Below are 17,644 nucleotides of genomic sequence, written 5' to 3' on the forward strand. Positions count from 1 at the left end.
AATTACCTGAAGGCCGCCTGGATCGGCCCGACCGCGAAGTACGCGACGAACGCGAGCGCGATCACCCACAGCAGCGGATGCACCTGGCGGGCCTTGCCGGTGACCGCGCGGATGGCGACGTAGCTGACGAACCCGGCGCCGATGCCGTTGGCGATCGAGTAGGTGAACGGCATGACCACGATCGTCAGGAACGCGGGCAGCGCGATGGAGAAGTCGGTGAAGTCGATCTCCTTGACCTGGGTCATCAGCATCGCGCCGACCACGACGAGCGCCGGGGCGGCCGCCTCGACCGGGACGATCTGGTAGAGCGGTGTCAGGAACATCGCGGCGAGGAACAGCACACCGGTGACGACGTTGGCCAGTCCGGTGCGCGCGCCCTCCGCGATACCGGACGCCGATTCGACGAACACGGTGTTCGAACTCGAGGACGCGAACCCGCCTGCCGCGCCGGCGAGGCCCTCGACGAACAGCGCCTTGCCGACGTTCGGCAGCTGGCCGTCCTTGGTGAGCAGCCCGGCCTCCTTGCCGAGCCCGGTCATGGTGCCCATCGCGTCGAAGAAGTCCGCGAGCACCAGCGTGAACACCAGCAGCACCACGGTGATGATCGGCAGCCGAGCCCAGGCGCCGAACGAGACGTCGCCCAGCAGCGAGAGATTCGGCAGCCCGGCGACGGTGTCCGGCAGCGCCGGGTAGCCCAGGTTCCAGCCCTTCGGGTTCACGCCCTTGGACGGTCCGGCCTTGAAGATCGCCTCGACGACGATCGCCAGCACGGTCGAGGACAGCACCCCGATCAGGATCGCGCCCTTGACCCGCTTCGCGACCAGAATTCCGGTGACCAGGAGTCCGACCACGAACACCGCGGTCGGCCAGGAGGCGATCGACCCGCCGATCCCGAGCCCGACCGGGACGGTGGTGTGCGCGTCGTCGGGAAGCCGCCGCACGAATCCGGCGTCGACCAGGCCGATGAGGCAGATGAACAGGCCGATGCCGACCGCGATCGCGGATTTCAGCGCGGCGGGCACGGCGCGGAACACCGCGGTCCGGAAGCCGGTGAGCACGAGCACCACGATGATGACGCCCTCGATCACCACCAGGCCCATGGCTTCCGGCCAGGTCATCTGCGGGGCGATGGTGACCGCGACGAGCGAGTTGATGCCGAGTCCGGTGGCGATGGCGAACGGGTAGTTGGCGACAAGGCCCATCAGGATGGTGAGCACCCCGGCCACCAGCGCGGTGACCGCGGCGACCTGCGGGACGGGGAGGATCGCGCCGGTGATGTCCTTGTGCGCGGCGGCGTCCTGCGCGGAGAAGCTGCCGAGGATCAGCGGGTTGAGCACGACGATGTAGGCCATCGTGACGAAGGTGACGAGCCCGCCGCGCAGCTCGCGCGACACGGTGGAGCCGCGTTCGCTGATCTTGAAGAAACGGTCCAGAGTGGACGCCGTCCGCTGCTGCGCCATCGCCTGCCTACCCTCCTGGCTGTCGCGAGGTACCCTTCCTCACGTGGGCGAACCGATCAATCCTCCGGACGTTACGAGCTCGTTGCGGCCTACGCCCGAGCTGCCCAAGCGGCTGACCGACCTGACGCCCGTGGTGATCGTAGGGACATCGCTGTGGGCTGTCGCGCTGGTCGTGCTCTTCTTCACCACAAGCGGGGTGTGGGTGCAGACGGCGCTGTCGGGCGTCGTGCTCGGCTTCATCGGCTTCGGCATCATCGGCTGGCAGCGCGCGGCGGCGCGCCGGGGTTCGAAGAGCGCGCAACGGCTCTAGCGGCCCCGCACGCGGAAACCGTGGCGCCGGTAGAGCGCCGCGGCGTACTGATTGGACGGTTGCACGCGCAGCACCACCCGCTCGGCGCCGTGTTCCTTCGCCCATTCGACGACCGCGACGACCAGCGCGTCACCGACGCCGCGTCCTCGGGCGAACGGCGCGACCCACATCGAGATCAGCTCGACGACGTCGTCGCGCGGCATCCCGCTGGCCATTCCGGCCGGTTTGCCGTTCAGCGCGGCCAGCACGTTGAACGAGTGCCCGCCGAGCCGCTGCCGCCAGCGCAGCTCCGTGTCACCGGCCCCTTGCCAGTCCGCGAGTGAGGCGCCGAACGCCTCCGGCGCTTCCCGCAACGCCGCGAGGCGCATCTCCCGCCATGCCGCCCAGTCCTCGGCGGTGAGCACACGCAGCGAGATCACGGTGTCCCCTCAGTTCAGCAGCGTCGCCGGAGCAGGGTCGTCGAGCAGTGCCGTCAGCAGGTAACGATCGGGCCAGCGATCGGTGGCCCAGGCGAAGGCCCGCGCCAGTCCCTCGGAGGTGTCCGCCGCGTGCAGGCGGTCGCCGGACCACCACGGAACGTCGCGCTCACCGTCCTCAAAGGACACCGTGAGCGTTTCGTGCAGGAGCACGCCGCCGTCCGGGAGCCGCACGCCGAGTTGGTCAGCGGCCAAGCGCAGCGCAGGCAAGTCGGCCCACTGGACGTACTCGCCTTCGCTCGTCACTTCGGCGCGCAGCGAGCTGGCGAGCGGCAGGTCGAGAAGTTCGGCGAGCCGCACCGGTTCCTCCGGCGTGACGACCATTCCACCCGGATCCAGCACCGCGGCGAACCAGGGAACGTCCAGTACGGCGACGTCCTCTGCTTCGGCGACATAGCTGTCCGCGACCCGGATGCCGCCTGGCATGTCCAGCTCATGAGCGTCTACTGTGGATTCGACAAGCGCCGCGTACGCCCGTGCGGCAAGCCCGGGCGTAATCCGGCGCTCCGGATCACCGAGCCGATCGAGCAGCTCCTGCACTTCGTCCACAGAGGACAGAGTCAGTTCGGTACGTACTCCGGCGGCGAGCAGAACTTCCCGGCTCAGACCGAGATCCGGGACCTCGTCGTAGAGCCCGGCGAGGTCCTTGGAGTCGGGCATCCGCCAGGTGATGGGCGGTTCGCCGTCCAGCAGGGCGTTGCGGGCAAGCCACCAGCTCGCGTGTCCGTCCGGCGCGGTGAGCGCGCGCCACGTCTCCGGCCGCGCGGCCAGCAGGCGCAGCGCGGCGGGCCAGGCATCGTCGGCGACCAGGTCGAGATCCCGGATCGCGAGCAGCGTCGCTGGAGGCTTCGCCAGGGAATCCCACCACTCTTCCTCGTCGGGAAGGTCGTGGTCGGGCTCGTGTGGCTCTGAATCGTCGACCACGGCGAAGGAGTCGAGCACGCCGACGGCGACCAGGGTTTCCTTCGGCCAGTCTTCGGCGAATTCTTCGTCCAAGACGGACAGTGCGCCGTCCTCGTCGAAGACCTCCTCGTCGAAAATCTCCAGTAGCGGCGAATCGGGCAGGACGAGTTCGTCGGCGCGACGCCAGCCGTCGTCGGCCGGAAGCGCCAGTGCCCGCGCCCATGGCGGCGCGGAATCCCCGCAGTCGGCCACCAGCCGCAGCACCGCGCCCGCGAGCGTCATGCCGTCCAAACCGGACCGGATGTCCTCGACGCTGCGCTCGACGGCGTCCATGAGCTGTTCGGACTCCAGCAGCCCTCGCGCGTCGGCGTGCTTGGCGCCCAAGCGTTCCAGCAGCGGATGCGCGGCTTCGGGATGGACCAGCCGCAGCCCCGGTACGTCCACATCGGACAGCAGTTCGAGCAGTTCGGCCGAGCCCTCGACGAGCAGCGCGCCCCGGACACCCGGCAGCGTCCGGCCATCGGACAGCGGCACCGGAAGGCCTTCGAGGGCGTTCGGGGTCAGCACGTGCGTGTCGACGGCGACCGCCAGCGCGGCATAGAGGTCATGCCACCAGCGAGGCTCCCGCGTGACGCCGGTCAGTGCGTCAAGCACGTCGCCGATACCGAGCGGCTCGGCCGAAACCGGCTTCAGCGTCGCGGCGGCACCCGATGGCGCATTGGCGATCAGACCGGGAATCAGGTCCTTCAGGAGCGGTGTGAGCCCGGGAATGTCGGCATCGAGAACCTTGGCCTGCCGCCCGGCAAGGTCGTCACCGGACTCCGCGGCCAGCCACGGTTCGTCCGTGAGCACCGCGAGGACGAGGTCGCGTACGGTCGCGTCCACAGTGGACTTCGGGAACCCGGCGGCGGGCACCAGCGCGAAGCGGTGTTCGGGCGGCAGCAGGCGAACCAGGCCGACATACTCGCGGGCCGCCGTTTCCAGCGCCGCGGAGAGTGCCGCGCCGGGCAGCACCCGGCGTCGGGACGGCTCGGTCGGCACCGGCGCGATCAGCCGCGCGGGCAGGGAAAACCGGTCATCGGTGGGGGTCGGCGCGTGCAGCACGTCGTCGTCGAGTGGTTGCGGCGTACCGGATTCGTCGACCGGAACCGCCCAGACCGCCGTCCCGCGATGCGTCAGCCATCGCGTCCGACCGCGTGGCCCGCGGATCTCGACGACGTCGCCGTCCGCTGCCCGCGTCCAGACCTCGCCCTCGACGTCGAATTCGGCCAGCCACGGCAGGGCGAGCAGCAGATCGCCCACGTCTTCGGAGAGGGCACGCAGAAGTTCTCCGGCCCGCGCGCCGTCCCGCAGCGGAAGCCTGACCTCGGTGTCGAAACCTTGCGGCAGCGGCAATTCCTCCGGCGACACCGGCCAAGGCAGGCGCAACACCGCGACGTCACCCTCGCGTCCAGCGGCAGCGCAAGTGCGTTCCGCGGAGAAGGCGACGCCACCGGTCCGCGACACGACACGCGGCTCACTGGACACCGTCAGAACGGCCGCGAACCCGACACCGAACTTGCCGACGGTGTCCGACGCGTCCTTACCGGAGGCCCTCAGCGAGGCCAGCGACTCGACGCCACGGGCGTCCAGCGGCGCGCCGGTGTTCGCGAAGCGCAGCTCACCGTCCACAACGGACACTCGAACTCGCCCGGGCGTCCCGGCGGCCTGCGCGGCGTCGGCGGCGTTCTGCGCGAGTTCGACGAACAACCGGTCACGGTAAGCGCCGACACGGAGATCGCCCTCCGCGTTGGTGTCCTCGACGAACCGGGTCGGCGAATCCTGCCAGGACCGCAGCACCGCGGTGCGCAACCGCTCGGTGCCGAACGGATCGGTCACGGGCGGCTCAGACGTCGCGCTGCTCACCGGCTGCTTCGCTGTTTTTTTTCGAGGACTCGGCCTCAGCGGGCTCGGTCTCCGGCGTGACTTCCGCGGCGGGCTCCGCCTCGGTCACGGCTTCCGGAACCTCCACCGGCTCGGCCTGGGGACGCTCGGCAGCGACCTCTTCAGCCACAGCCGACTCGGTCTCGGACTCGACGGCTTCGACCACGGCAGCCTCCTCAGGCTCCGCGACAGCGTCCTCCGCTACGACGTCCTCGGCGGCCGAAGCCTCGGGCACGACCTCGGCAACCTCGGGCTCCGCTGTCTCAGCCTCGGGAACTTCGGCGGCTTCGGCCGGGGCCACCGCCTCGGCCACAGCTTCCGTTTCCCCGGCGGCCTCGGGTTCCGGCGCGGGCTCGGGCGCCGGGGCGAAGTCCAGCAGCGAATCGTCGTAGACCAATTCCGCCACCGGCACCGAGGAGGTCACCTCGACCTCGATCTCGGAGTGCGCGCCACAGCCGTACTCGACATCGACCACGTGTCCGTCCGCCGGGGCGATGTCGTTGGTGCACGCGCCGAACGCCCCACGCAGCGAACCGGCGAGCGGTACGAAGAACCCGCAGGTCCCGCAGGTGCCGGGCGCGCTGCGCGCCATGTCCGAACGCGGCCCGAATTCGCCGGTGTGCCAGCGCGTCGCGGCGTCCTCGCGACCGAAGCGGGAAAGCACGTGTACGCGGCCGAGACCGGCCTCGTACGCGACCTCTTCGACCGCCGGGTCGTCGGACTGGAGGTACGCGGGCACGAGCCGCGGGTCGTCCTTGTCCGTCGGGAAGATGTCGCCGACCCCGAGGTCGCCGGCGCGGACCCGGCGCTCCCACGGCACCCACGCCGGGGCGACCAGCGCGTCCGGGCCGGGGGCGAGCGCGATCTCGCTGAGGGTGACCGGACCGTCCGCGGCTGCCAGCGCGACCGTCACCGACCAGCGCCAGCCCCGGTAGCCGGGCACGGCCGCCTCGAACAGGTGACTCACCGAGACGGCGTCCTCACGCTCGACGCCGGCGTGCGCGCCGACCTGCTCGGCGGGCGCGTCCTCCAGCAGCGCCGCGCGCGCGAACTCCACGGCGTCGGTCAGCTTGCGGTGGATCGAGCCGTCGTCCAGCGTCAACAGCAGGGTCATGGGGTCAATTGTGCCGCACGCATCCGCGCTGTCCGTGTCAGGCTGTGTCTCGTGCGGAAGCCGATCATTCTCTCGTTGCTCTTCGTCGCCGTCCTCGGCGGTTGTGCCGCGGCGCCGGCGGTACCGCCCGCCGCCGAGCGGCTCCGGGTGCAGGTGCTCGCGACGCTGCCGCACGACACGTCGGCGTTCACCGAGGGCCTCGAATTCGCCGGCGACACGCTGTACGAGAGCGCCGGGCTCGCCGGGAAGTCGACACTGACCGCGGGCCCGGCCGGCGGGACGCCGGCGACGCGCGTCGCGCTGCCCTCGCCACTGTTCGCCGAAGGCGTGACCGTGCTCGGGCCGAAGCTGTGGCAGCTGACCTGGCAGGACGGTTTCGCCATCGAACGAGACGCGAAAACCCTCGCCGAGCTGCGGCGCGTTCCCTTCGAGGGCGAGGGGTGGGGGCTGTGTCACCAGGCGGGCGGACGGCTGGTGATGAGCAACGGCTCGTCGAAGCTGACCTTCCGCGACCCCGCCACGTTCGCGGTCACCGGCTCGGTCGAGGTCGGAACGGCTCAGCTCAACGAGCTGGAATGCGTCGGCGACGCGGTGTACGCGAACGTTTGGCAGACGAGCCACCTCCTGCGCATCGACGCGGCGAGCGGCCGGGTCACCGCGACCATCGACGCAGACGGGCTGTACCAGCCCAAAACCGCAGGTGAGGACGTTCTCAACGGCATCGCCGCGATCCCCGGCACCGGCGAGTTCCTGATCACCGGGAAGAACTGGCCCTCGCTGTTCCGGGTGAGGTTCGTCCCGGCCTGAGCAGCAAAGCAGGGGATGAGCGGGCGGAACCGACCAGCGGTAAGGCAGGATTGACCCGTGGGTATCTTCGGTTCGCGCTCCGGTTCCGACGGCGGTTCATCCGGCCGGTCGGGTGCTGGTCGTGGCCGCAAGAGCAAGCGCAAGTGGACACCGGAGCCCGGGGCGGCCGCGCAGGCACGTCCCTGGCGGGAGGCGCCGCAGCCGACCCGCGTCGAGCAGCCCGCCCAGCCCGTGCCCGCCGAGCAGCCACGCAGCCGGTTCTACGACGACGTCCCGCCTCCGCCGCCCCCGGCCTACCGGCCGCCCGGGCCGACCGCCGACGACGCCCCGACCGGGGCCGTGCCGCTCGGCTACCACCAGCCACCGCCTCCCCGCGGCGCCCGCCCGTATCCGGCGCCCGATCCTTCGCAGCGGCAGACCGAGCCGGTCCGCCGGGACCGTCCGGTGCCACCCCCTCCCCCGAACGGCTACTACTCGGACCGTCCGCGCAGCGACGAGTACGAGCACTACGACACCGGTGGCTACGCCGGTGAGCCACGCGACGTCCCCGAGCGCGACGCCCCCGAAACGGAAACGGCCTCGCGGACCACGGCCGCGGCGGGCGCGGGCAGCCTGCCGCGGATGCCGAAGAAGATCACCGTGACCCGGGTCGCGGCGTTGCGCAGCCGCCAGCTGACCGGTCAGGCCGTCGGCGCGTTCCAGCGCGCGACGAAGGCCGATGGCGCCGACAAGTCCGGCCTGACTTCGCTCACCTACGCGGTGATGCTCAACTACGCCAGCGACGCCGCGATGGCGATCGCACTGGCCAACACGTTGTTCTTCGCGGCGACCAGCGGCGAGAGCAAGGGCAAGGTGGCGCTCTACCTGCTCATCACGATCGCGCCGTTCGCGCTGGTCGCGCCGGTGATCGGGCCCGCGCTCGACCGCATCCAGCGCGGCAGGCGGCTGGCGATGTGCGTGTCCTCGGCTGGGCAGGCGCTGATGGCCGTGGTGATGGCGCTGCACTTCGACGACTGGCTGCTCTACCCAGCCGCGCTGGGGATGATGGTGCTGTCGAAGTCGTTCACCGTGCTCAAGTCGGCGGTGACACCGAGGGTGTTGCCGCCGGAGATCACGCTGTCGAAGACGAACGCGCGGCTGACCGTGTTCGGCCTGGTGGCCGCGGGCGCGTTCGGCGCGCTGGCCAGCGGGATCAACGCGCTGTGGGGTTCGCAGGGCGCGTTGTGGTTCACCGTGCTCATCTGCCTCGGCGCGGCGGTGCAGTCGATGCGGATCCCCAGCTGGGTCGAGGTGACCGAGGGCGAGGTGCCCGCGTCGCTGACGACGCAGCCGGATCGGCGGGAGCGTCGCAAGCGGCAGCCGATGGGGCGGCACATCGTCGTCGCGCTGTGGGCCAACGGCAGCGTGCGCGTGCTGACCGGGTTCCTGATGATGTTCGCGGCGTTCGCGGTGAAATCGCAGATGGAGGGCACCGGGCACAGCCCGTTCATCCAGCTGCTGCTGCTCGGCATCATCGGTGCCGCGGCCGGGGCGGGCGGATTCCTCGGGAACGCGCTGGGCTCGCGGCTGCACTTCGGCAGCCCGGATCAGGTGCTGCTCGGCTGTGTCGCGGCGTGCGTACTGTCCACTGTGGTCGCGACGCTCGCCTCGGGGCTCGCCACCGCTGCGATCGTCGGCCTCATCGGCGCGACGGCCAGTGCCCTGGCGAAGATCAGTCTTGACGCGGTGATCCAGGAGGACCTGCCGGAGGAGTCGCGGGCGTCGGCGTTCGGCCGCTCGGAGACCGTGCTGCAGCTCGCCTGGTGTTTCGGCGGCGCGGTCGGCCTGCTGCTGCCGCCGACGTACTGGATCGGCTTCCTAGTGGTGTCGATCCTGCTCGTGATCGGCCTCGTCCAGACGTTCATGGTGCAGCGCGGCGGTTCGCTCGTGCCCGGCCTCGGCGGCAACCGCCCGGAGCGCCCGCAGGCGACCGGCAGCAGGCCGGTCCCCGGTGGGCCGCGGCGGCAGGCGGGCTCGTAGTCTTCGAACCATGCGACGTTCTCGGGTGGTGGCCTTGCTGGCGGCCGGTGGTTTCGCGGTGGCCGGATGCTCGGCGCCCGGCCCGGCCGAGGTGACGTTCTTCGCGGACGGTCACACGATCCGGGTGACGCCGTTCACCCTGTGCGATCTGAAGTCCGCCAAATGCGTTCCGGACCCGGACGCCGCGGGCAGCCTGAAGGTCCGGCCCGGCCGCCCGGTCCAGATCTCGGTGCCCGGCGACATCGCGAAGTCGCTGTGGAAGGTCACCGCGCAGTACGTCAACGGCAAGGGCGAACCCCAGCCGCTGATGGAGAACATCATCACCTCGCGCGACCGCTACGCCTACACCGTGACGCCGCCGTCGAAGGACGACCAGATCCAGGTCATCGAAATCGCGCAGGCGTCGGTGATCACGCGCACCGGGAACCCGGAGGACGCGGAGCCGATCACCACGGCGCTCTGGTCGCTCCAGGTCCAGCCCGGCTGACGTTTCACCGCTCACCGCGCGGGAGCAAGGGACCTTTGCTATCGCTCCCCCTGCTCCCGTACCGCGCGGGCCTATGCGCCCCGATGTGGTTTTCTCACCAAGGGTTCTGGGGCTGTGGGCGCTGCAGGACGCCTTCGGTGCGCTGGTCTGGGGTGCGACAAGGGCGTCCCTGGGTGCGGTGGATGCACCCAGGGCGTCCCTTGGACTACCCCGCGCACGAGCCGACACCATTCGCCGATGTCGCGAACGCTCCGTTGCCGACGATGAACGTCCCGAACGGAGCGTTCGCGACACACGCCCCGGACCCAACGCCGCATTCGGGCGTTCGAGCCACCTCGCGAACGGGCGGTTTACGGGTCGAGGTCCCTGGCGACCGCGCGCATGATCTCGGCGATCTGCTTGGTGTGCTTGCGATCCGGGTAGCGGTTGCGCCGCAGGTCCGGCTGCACCTTGAGCTCGAGCAGCTTGATCATGTCCTCGATGAGGCCATGCAGCTCCTCGGCCGGGCGGCGGCGGGCCTCGGCCACCGACGGCGGCGGGTCCAGCAGCCGGACGGAAAGGGCTTGCGGGCCCCGGCGGCCGTCGGCGACCCCGAACTCCAGGCGCTGACCGGCCTTGAGTCCTTCGACGCCTTGGGGCAGCGCGGCCTTGCGGATGTAGACGTCGGCGCCGCCGTCCTGCGTGACGAAGCCGAACCCCTTCTCCGCGTCGTACCACTTGACCTTGCCGGTCGGCACTTCCCTCACCAATCCTTTGCTGTGCTGCTCACGACGAACGCGCCCGGGGCGTACCCAGGGCGCGCGTCCGCTAAGCGTATCTCGACACAGGCCCTGGGGAGAAGTGGATACCGGCGGCTACCCTCTGCGCTATGAGCACCGCGACGAAGGAGACCGCCGTGACCGCAAGCGGCAAACCGTTCCTGATGCGGATCGGCATCGGCCTGTTCGGCCTCGGGATGCTCGCCGTGGTGGTGGTGTTCATCCTCTTCGCCACCGGTATGGAGAACCTGCCGGTGTGGCTCAGCGTCGGCGCCGGGGTCGTCACCCCGCTCGGGCTGTTGCTGGGACTGATCGCGCTGGTCCGCGAGGCGCGGACCAAGAACTAGCCTGCCGCTCCGCCGCGGGTGGCGGAGGCGCATGGATGCATCAGGGCACCGCGCGCACCGCCTCCTCGGCGAGTGCCCGGGTGAACCACGCCGGAAACTCCTCGAGCGAGTCGAACACCACATCGGCCCCCTCGGCCAGCAACTCCGCGCGGCTGCACGGGCCGGTCGCGACACCGACCGCGACCGCTCCGGCGGCACGCGCGCCGAGGATGTCGCCGATGTGATCACCGACGTACACCTTGGCTTCGTGCGCCTTGAGCGCTTCCGCCTTCCCCGTCGACCACAGCTCGCCGACGAGTTCGTCGACCTCGAAGCCGAGCGCGTCGATGTGCAGCTTCGCGTTCGGCGCGTACTTCCCGGTGACGACGAGCGTGCTGCCGCCCACGTCGTGAACCGCTCGCAACGCCTCGGCGGCGCCGGGCAGCGCGATCGTGACCGGCACGACCACGTCCGGGTACAGCTCACGAAAGCGGCCGACGAGCGCGGGAATGCGCGCCTCGGGGGCACCGAAGCCACGCAGGCTGTCGTCCAGCGGCGGCCCGAGGTTGGCCGCGAAGTGCTCCCCGTCCAAGGGCAGCCCCGACTCCGCGCCGAGCGTGTTCATCGCCACGAGCATGCCCGGCCGCGAGTCGATCAGTGTCATGTCGAGGTCGAACCCCACGGTGATTCCCACACAGCCACCGTAGCCGCCACCCCCGGCAGAACTCGTTCCCCGGGAACGCACGGTGTACACGAAGCTCCATCAGGTCAACTCTCTTGACACGGTGGCACCCTGTGTCAAGCTGGTCGATGTGGGCGAGATCACCAGCTTCACCGACCGCGTCAAGGCATCGCTGCGCGAAGCGCTGCTCGAAGCGGCCACCGAGCTGCTCGCGGAGCGCGGGTACGCCGGGCTGCGGATGGCCGACGTCGCCGCCAGGTCCGGAGTGAGCAGGCAGACCGTCTACAACGAGTTCGGGAACAAGTCGGCACTGGTCCAGGCCGTCGTGCTGCGCACGGCGTCGGAGTTCCTCGACGGCATCCGCCAGCGCGTGGAGGTGGCGGAGGACCTTCTCACGGCCATCCACGGCGCCGTCGTCTACACGATCGAGCACGCCAGGGAGAACCGCCTCGTCGCCGCGGCGCTCGGCACCGAAGCCGGCGAGGATCTGCTGCCGCTGCTCACCACCAAGGGCGAGCCGATCCTCACGGCGGCCGCGGAACTGGCCGCCGGGCAGTACCTGGAGTTCGAGCCGGAGATGCCGCCCGCGTCGGCGGCACTGCTCGCCGAGACGGTCGTGCGGCTCTCGTTGTCCCACCTGACATTGTCCACGCATTCGGCGTCCGAGGCCGCGGACGCCGTCGTCGCCGTGCTCGAACCCGCCATCTCCCGTTTCACCGCCCAGGATTCCCAACCGTCCACAATGGAGTGACACGAAGGGGCCGTCATGACCGACACACTCGCCGAGCTTCGCACCGGATTCTCCTCGCTGCGCAAAGGTGGACTGAACTGGGATTCGTTCCCGCTGCGACTGTTCGCCAAGGGGAACAAGAAGTTCTGGAACCCCGCCGACATCGACTTCGGCCGGGAACGGGAGGGCTGGGAATCCCTCAACGACGAGCAGCGCCGGTCGACGACGTACCTCGTCGCGCAGTTCATCGCCGGGGAAGAGGCCGTCACCGAGGACATCCAGCCGTTCATGCGGGCCATGTCCGCCACCGGCCGGTTCGGCGACGAGATGTACCTGACGCAGTTCTGCTTCGAGGAAGCCAAACACACCGAGGTGTTCCGGCGCTGGATGGACGCTGTCGGGCTGACCGAGGACCTGCACCCGTTCGTCGCGGAGAACCCGCACTACCGCAAGCTTTTCTACGAGGAGCTGCCGCAGTCGCTGCGAGCACTGGAGGAGGATCCCAGTCCCCTCAACCAGATCCGCGCGAGCGTCACGTACAACCACGTCATCGAGGGCAGCCTCGCGCTGACCGGGTACTACTCGTGGCAGCTGATCTGCACCCAGCACGACATCCTGCCGGGCATGCAGGAACTGGTACGCCGCATCGGCGACGACGAACGCCGTCACATGGCGTGGGGCACCTTCACCTGCCGACGGCACGTCGCCGCCGACGATTCGCTGTGGGACGCCGTGCAGCAGCGAATGGGCGAATTGCTGCCACACGCGTTGAACATGATCCAGTGGGTGAACGACCAGTTCGAGGAAGTGCCGTTCGACAACGATCCGGAGGAACTGATCCAGTACGCCGCCGACCGCGCGCAACGGCGACTGGGCGCGATCGAATCGGCCCGCGGGATGCCCGTCGAGCAGATCGACGTCGACTATTCGCCCGAGCATCTGGAAGACACTTTTGGCGAGGAGGACGCGAAAGCGTTCGCCGAAGCGGCCGCGAACGCCGGCTGACATGAGCTGAAGGGGACTTTCGCCGCATCCGACGCGACGAAAGTCCCCTTCAGCTCGTCTCACGCGAGGAAAGTCCCCTTCATCCTGTCCGTTCAGGTGAATTCTCTTCACACGAAAGTGAATACTTCCAGGAAGGAGGTGACCGTTCGGCGCTGCCACCCGGTCGTGGACTTACGCCGCGGGCACGGCCGTAGCAGCGTCGAAAAGCACACTGTTCATGCCTTGCCTAACGCGGACGGGGATACGGATGTCGGCATTGAGGACGATGGGCACGTTGGCGGCGGCGCTGCTCGCCGGTGCGGCGATCACGGCGGCACCCGCCGCTGCGGACACCGACATAGTGGGCGGGCGGCCCGCGACGAAGGGCGAGTTCCCCCACCAGCTCAGTCTTCGTGACTCGTTCAGTGGCAAACATTTCTGCGGAGCGTCCATTCTGGACAAATACACCGCGCTCACCGCGGCGCACTGTGTGGCGGATTTCCACGGTGACGCGAGCAAGCTGTACGTGGTCGCGGGCAGCAACCTGCTCGACCGGGGCGGCGTCAAGTCCAGGGTCAAGAAGATCGTGACGCACAAGCAGTACGACGCCCAGCGGATCGTCAACGACATCGCGATCCTCAAACTCTCGTCCGGTCTCACGTTCGGCTCTGCCGTCGCCGCGGTGCCGCTGGCGACCTCGGATCCCTCGGCGGGCAGCCAGGTCACGCTGAGCGGCTGGGGCCTGACGAGCTTCCCCGGCACGATCCCGAACGCGTTGCAGACGCTCACCATGCACGTTCTCGGCCATTCGGCGTGCGTCCAGCAGAACCCGACCGACCTCCCGATCTCCGCGGGCAACCTGTGCACCATCAGCCCGAAGGGCAAGGGGGCGTGCAAGGGCGACTCGGGCGGGCCACTGGTGGCGGGCGGCAAGCAGGTCGGCGTCGTGTCCTGGGGAGTTCCCTGTGCGAAGGGCTATCCCGACGTGTTCACCAGCGTGAGCGCCTATGCGAAGTGGATCCAGCAGAACCGCTGAGCCGAACTCGGTCAACACCACCGAAACGGCCCTGAACAGCGCGAATCGCGCTGTTCAGGGCCGTTGTCCTCAAGGCGGCGTCGGGTACCCTCGGGCCCCGGATGGGTGGTGATCATGACCAGGGTGACGAAACGCGATCGGCTGCTGTGGTGCGCCGGAATCGCCGTACTGACCGCGCTCACCGCGTGGACGGTCGTCCGCGTATCGACGGAGCCCGCGCCGAATGCGAGCGCGGCTGCGATCGCACCGGCCGCGGCGCCCGGTGGTGGCGCCGCGGCCCCGGGCCGGGTATCTCCGTCCCAGGAACCGGTTTCGGCCGTGGTACTCAACAAATGCCCGGTGTCCGCGACGGCGTGTGTGGACGAAGGGCTCAGGATCAGCTGGCTGCAGAAGGACGGCAAGATCACCTACGGCCCGGTGCCGGTGATGCCGGGCACCGACGGCCCGGACGATTCCGTGGCCACGCCGAAGGGCGTCTTCCATGTCGCATGGAAGGACGCCCACCACGTCAGCAACGAATTCCCCGAAGCCATGCCGAACGCGGTGTTCTTCGCTCCCGGCGGCATCGCCTTTCACGAGGGCAGCCTGATCGCCGCGTCGCACGGTTGCGTGCACCTGAGCCCGGAGGCCGCCGGCCGGTACTTCGACGCGCTCCCGGTCGGCGCCGAGGTGGCTGTTTTCTAGGCGTGCTTGGTCTTCGCGACGTCTTCCAGGCCGAGAATGGTGACGGCCTGCTGCCGCATTTCGATCTTACGGACCTTACCGGTCACGGTCATCGGGAACTCGTCCACGACGTGCACGTAACGCGGGATCTTGTAATGCGCCAGCTTACCCGCACAAAACTCCCGTAAGCTCTCCGCCGTCAACGGCGTCGCACCCTCACGCATCCGCACCCACGCCATCAACTCTTCACCGTACTTGACGTCCGGCACGCCGATCACCTGCGCGTCCAGAACATCCGGATGCGTGTACAGGAACTCCTCGATCTCCCGCGGATACAGGTTTTCACCACCCCGGATCACCATATCCTTGATCCGCCCCGTGATGTTCACATAACCGGCGTCATCCATCACCGCCAAATCCCCGGTATGCATCCACCGTGCCGCATCGATCGCCTCCGCCGTTTTGTCCGGCTGCTCCCAATACCCCAACATCACCGAATACCCGCGCGTACACAACTCACCCGGCTCACCCCGCGGCACCGTCAACCCCGACTCCGGATCGACGACCTTCACCTCCAGATGCGGCCCCACCCGCCCCACCGTCGACACCCGCCGCTCCACCGAATCATCCGCCCGCGTCTGCGTCGACACCGGCGACGTCTCCGTCATCCCGTAACAAATCGACACCTCCGCCATCCCCATCCGCTCGATGACCTGCTTCATGACTTCGACAGGACACGGCGACCCCGCCATGATCCCCGTCCGCAACGACGACAGGTCAAAACTGCCGAAATCGGGATCGGCGAGTTCCGCGATGAACATCGTCGGAACACCATAAAGCGAAGTGCACTTCTCCGCCGACACGGCCTCCAACGTGGCTTTCGGATCGAACGCGGGAGCCGGAATCACCATGCAGGCCCCGTGTGACGTACACGCCAGATTCCCCATCACCATACCGAAACAGTGATAAAAGGGAACGGGAATACACACCCGGTCACGCTCGGTGTAGCCGCAGAGCTCGCCGACGAAGAAGCCATTGTTCAGGATGTTGTGGTGCGACAGCGTCGCGCCCTTCGGGAACCCGGTCGTCCCCGAGGTGTACTGGATGTTGATCGGATCATCCGCCGAAAGCCCGGCCTGCAACTCGGCCAGCCGAGCCGGATCACCCCGCCGCCCCGCGTCCATCAGCGACGTCCACTCGTCGCCGCCGAGCAACACGACGTGTTGCAGCGCCGCGCATTTCGGCCGCGCCTCGGCGATCATCGCGGCGTAGTCCGAGGTCTTGAACGACGCCGCGGCCACCAGCAGTTTCACCCCGGCCTGGTTCAGCACGAACTCCAGCTCGTGCGACCGGTACGCCGGGTTGATGTTCACCAGGATCGCGCCGATCTTGGCCGTGGCGTACTGGACGCACGTCCACTCCCACCGGTTCGGCGACCAGATCCCCACCCGGTCGCCCTTGCCGATGCCGAGCGCCACCAGGCCGAGCGCGAGCGTGTCGACCTCTCCGGCCAGCTCCCGGTAAGTCCACCGCCGCCCCGCCGCGCGGTCGACCAGCGCGTCCCGGTCACCGAACGCCGCCACCGTGCGATCGAAGTCGCCGCCGATCGTGTCCCCCAGCAACGGCACGTCGGAGACCCCGGAGGCGTAACTGGGCAAGGGTGCGGGCATGGAGACCTCCCAGACGTCGGCGGCTGCGGACCGCAGTCTAAGAACCCGGCGGCTGGGCTGCCAGCGGACCAGGCTCCACCGGTAGCGGGCCCGGACCGCGGCGGCAGCCCGGTCTGCGGAACGCCCAGATGCTCGGCGACGTACGGAAACCGGTGACCGAACCTTCTCGTGCGGTGAAATGCCGACAGGAATGGTCCAGTTCGTCTCGCTTTTTCGGATCATTGAACGACACCGGCAGATCTCGGCATCCCCGGCGGAAACCGGGTGCGTTGATCCTCCCCGGGTCAATGCGGCCGACCGTCGGCGTAGCGGGCGCCGGGCGTAGCGGTTCCGCTACCCTCGGCGGCAGGCTCGATGTGGCGGAGGGATCGGTTCGTGCCGGAGGAATTCTCGCTGGGCATGTTCGAGGTGGACGTCGCCGTCCGCCGGGCTGGGCTTCCCGCCAGTTGGGCTCCGTTCGACGTCCGGAGCGCGGTCCAGGCGGCCGGCGACGACGCGATCGCCACCTATGACCGGCTGAATACCGAGGCGTGGGACGCCCTGCGTGCCCGTCGGCTCGCCGACCGGGACAAGCTGGACGTCGATGTCGCCCACACGCTCCGCGCCTGGACGCAACCCGACGTGCTGATCATCGTGCGGGCGACCGAGCTCGCCGACCGCCGTCGCGTCTACTACCGCGCGACCATCGCCGAAGGGCTCGGCGTCCTCTCCGAGCAGGTGGGCGACAACATCACCTTCCTGCAGATCCGCCCGGACCGCCTGGTCGACGCGATGGTCGGCACGCTTCCGCCGTATCGCCCCGTTCCGGTTCGCCCGGTGACCATCACGCGCCGCTCGCGCCCCGCGCCACAGGGCGATCGCGACTTCAGCGCCGAGGACTTCACCGCCGAGCCCAGCCGAGCAGAGCAGGAGGCGTTGACCTCGTTCAGCCAGTGGCCACCACATCGGCTGGGCAGCGTCGAACTCCACGTGCGCAGCAGCCACTCGGTGCTCCACAACCAAGGCGCGGTCACGTTCTTCGACTCCGAGGGCGGCCGCTTCCTCGTCTTCACCGAGCCGCTTTCCGGCGGCGAAACCCGGCTCAGGTATGTCCCGTCGGACGGCTCGCACCTACGGCGCTGGCTGCACGACACCATTGCCGAAGTCGCCCGTTAGCCCGCCGTCGTTTCGAGCGCATTCGCCGCCTCGCCGCCTCTCCGACGAACCTGCGCACGCCCTCCGGACCACCCTCGTCCCCTGACCGGGGTAGTCCCTGCTCACGAAACCGCAGACGGCCCCGGCTGGTCACTAGTACAG

At 69.1% G+C, this 17,644-nt stretch carries 17 protein-coding genes; 10 read left to right on the plus strand and 7 right to left on the minus strand.

Going from position 1 to position 17,644, the window contains the following annotated elements; all coding sequences use genetic code 11:
- Positions 1–2: 2 nt before the first annotated feature.
- On the minus strand, positions 3–1,460 hold the full coding sequence (locus ACFW0G_RS29410; RefSeq protein ID WP_378328667.1) for an NCS2 family permease: 1,458 nt from the start codon (positions 1,458–1,460) through the stop codon (positions 3–5).
- 82 nt (positions 1,461–1,542) lie between these two features.
- Between ACFW0G_RS29410 and ACFW0G_RS29415 the strand changes: the two genes are divergently transcribed.
- Positions 1,543–1,770, plus strand: a complete 228-nt coding sequence (locus ACFW0G_RS29415; RefSeq protein WP_378328730.1) for a DUF2530 domain-containing protein — start codon at positions 1,543–1,545, stop codon at positions 1,768–1,770.
- Here ACFW0G_RS29415 and ACFW0G_RS29420 read toward each other — a convergent pair.
- Genes ACFW0G_RS29420 through ACFW0G_RS29430 form a run of 3 tightly spaced genes read right to left on the minus strand, consistent with a single transcriptional unit; the run spans position 1,767 to position 6,186 of the window.
- Entirely contained in the window at positions 1,767–2,189 is a 423-nt protein-coding gene (locus ACFW0G_RS29420) for a GNAT family N-acetyltransferase (protein ID WP_378328668.1), read from the minus strand. The genes ACFW0G_RS29415 and ACFW0G_RS29420 overlap by 4 nt on opposite strands.
- Before the next feature lie 9 nt (positions 2,190–2,198).
- Positions 2,199–5,027 (minus strand): sacsin N-terminal ATP-binding-like domain-containing protein, encoded by a 2,829-nt coding sequence (locus tag ACFW0G_RS29425; RefSeq protein ID WP_378328669.1) that lies wholly within the window; start codon positions 5,025–5,027, stop codon positions 2,199–2,201.
- Between the two features lie 7 nt (positions 5,028–5,034).
- Positions 5,035–6,186, minus strand: coding sequence for a DUF3027 domain-containing protein (locus tag ACFW0G_RS29430; RefSeq protein WP_378328670.1), 1,152 nt, complete (start codon positions 6,184–6,186; stop codon positions 5,035–5,037).
- A gap of 51 nt (positions 6,187–6,237) precedes the next feature.
- Between ACFW0G_RS29430 and ACFW0G_RS29435 the strand changes: the two genes are divergently transcribed.
- Genes ACFW0G_RS29435 through ACFW0G_RS29445 form a run of 3 tightly spaced genes read left to right on the plus strand, consistent with a single transcriptional unit; the run spans position 6,238 to position 9,499 of the window.
- The gene (locus ACFW0G_RS29435) at positions 6,238–6,993 is read left to right on the plus strand and encodes a glutaminyl-peptide cyclotransferase (RefSeq protein WP_378328671.1); all 756 of its coding nucleotides are present in this window, start codon (positions 6,238–6,240) and stop codon (positions 6,991–6,993) included.
- A gap of 57 nt (positions 6,994–7,050) precedes the next feature.
- Entirely contained in the window at positions 7,051–9,012 is a 1,962-nt protein-coding gene (locus tag ACFW0G_RS29440; protein WP_378328672.1) for an MFS transporter, read from the plus strand.
- Positions 9,013–9,022: 10 nt separating this feature from the next.
- Positions 9,023–9,499, plus strand: a complete 477-nt coding sequence (locus ACFW0G_RS29445; RefSeq protein WP_378328673.1) for a DUF2771 family protein — start codon at positions 9,023–9,025, stop codon at positions 9,497–9,499.
- 350 nt (positions 9,500–9,849) lie between these two features.
- Here the strand turns inward: ACFW0G_RS29445 and ACFW0G_RS29450 are convergent, their stop codons facing one another.
- A complete protein-coding gene (locus tag ACFW0G_RS29450) occupies positions 9,850–10,236 on the minus strand; it encodes a cold-shock protein (protein WP_007033367.1) in 387 nt (128 codons plus the stop codon).
- Between the two features lie 131 nt (positions 10,237–10,367).
- Between ACFW0G_RS29450 and ACFW0G_RS29455 the strand changes: the two genes are divergently transcribed.
- On the plus strand, positions 10,368–10,604 hold the full coding sequence (locus tag ACFW0G_RS29455; RefSeq protein ID WP_378328674.1) for a hypothetical protein: 237 nt from the start codon (positions 10,368–10,370) through the stop codon (positions 10,602–10,604).
- Between the two features lie 40 nt (positions 10,605–10,644).
- Here the strand turns inward: ACFW0G_RS29455 and ACFW0G_RS29460 are convergent, their stop codons facing one another.
- Positions 10,645–11,277, minus strand: a complete 633-nt coding sequence (locus ACFW0G_RS29460; RefSeq protein WP_378328675.1) for an HAD family hydrolase — start codon at positions 11,275–11,277, stop codon at positions 10,645–10,647.
- A 118-nt stretch (positions 11,278–11,395) separates the two neighbouring features.
- Between ACFW0G_RS29460 and ACFW0G_RS29465 the strand changes: the two genes are divergently transcribed.
- The 4 genes from ACFW0G_RS29465 to ACFW0G_RS29480 all read left to right on the plus strand — a co-directional run bounded on the left by ACFW0G_RS29465 (position 11,396) and on the right by ACFW0G_RS29480 (position 14,699).
- Complete coding sequence (locus tag ACFW0G_RS29465) at positions 11,396–12,016, plus strand: TetR family transcriptional regulator (protein WP_378328731.1); 621 nt, start codon at positions 11,396–11,398, stop codon at positions 12,014–12,016.
- Positions 12,017–12,031: 15 nt separating this feature from the next.
- On the plus strand, positions 12,032–13,000 hold the full coding sequence (locus tag ACFW0G_RS29470) for a R2-like ligand-binding oxidase (protein ID WP_378328676.1): 969 nt from the start codon (positions 12,032–12,034) through the stop codon (positions 12,998–13,000).
- A 247-nt stretch (positions 13,001–13,247) separates the two neighbouring features.
- Positions 13,248–14,015 (plus strand): serine protease, encoded by a 768-nt coding sequence (locus tag ACFW0G_RS29475; RefSeq protein ID WP_378328677.1) that lies wholly within the window; start codon positions 13,248–13,250, stop codon positions 14,013–14,015.
- A gap of 114 nt (positions 14,016–14,129) precedes the next feature.
- A complete protein-coding gene (locus tag ACFW0G_RS29480) occupies positions 14,130–14,699 on the plus strand; it encodes a L,D-transpeptidase (RefSeq protein WP_378328678.1) in 570 nt (189 codons plus the stop codon).
- Here the strand turns inward: ACFW0G_RS29480 and ACFW0G_RS29485 are convergent.
- Positions 14,696–16,348 (minus strand): AMP-binding protein, encoded by a 1,653-nt coding sequence (locus ACFW0G_RS29485; RefSeq protein ID WP_378328679.1) that lies wholly within the window; start codon positions 16,346–16,348, stop codon positions 14,696–14,698. The genes ACFW0G_RS29480 and ACFW0G_RS29485 overlap by 4 nt on opposite strands.
- A 375-nt stretch (positions 16,349–16,723) precedes the next feature.
- Between ACFW0G_RS29485 and ACFW0G_RS29490 the strand changes: the two genes are divergently transcribed.
- Positions 16,724–17,503 carry an ESX secretion-associated protein EspG gene (locus tag ACFW0G_RS29490; RefSeq protein ID WP_378328680.1) on the plus strand — a complete coding sequence of 260 codons (780 nt, stop codon included), beginning with the start codon at positions 16,724–16,726 and terminating at the stop codon, positions 17,501–17,503.
- Positions 17,504–17,644 lie beyond the last annotated feature (141 nt).

The organism is Amycolatopsis sp. NPDC058986 (genome assembly GCF_042741125.1).
GTDB lineage: Bacteria > Actinomycetota > Actinomycetes > Mycobacteriales > Pseudonocardiaceae > Amycolatopsis.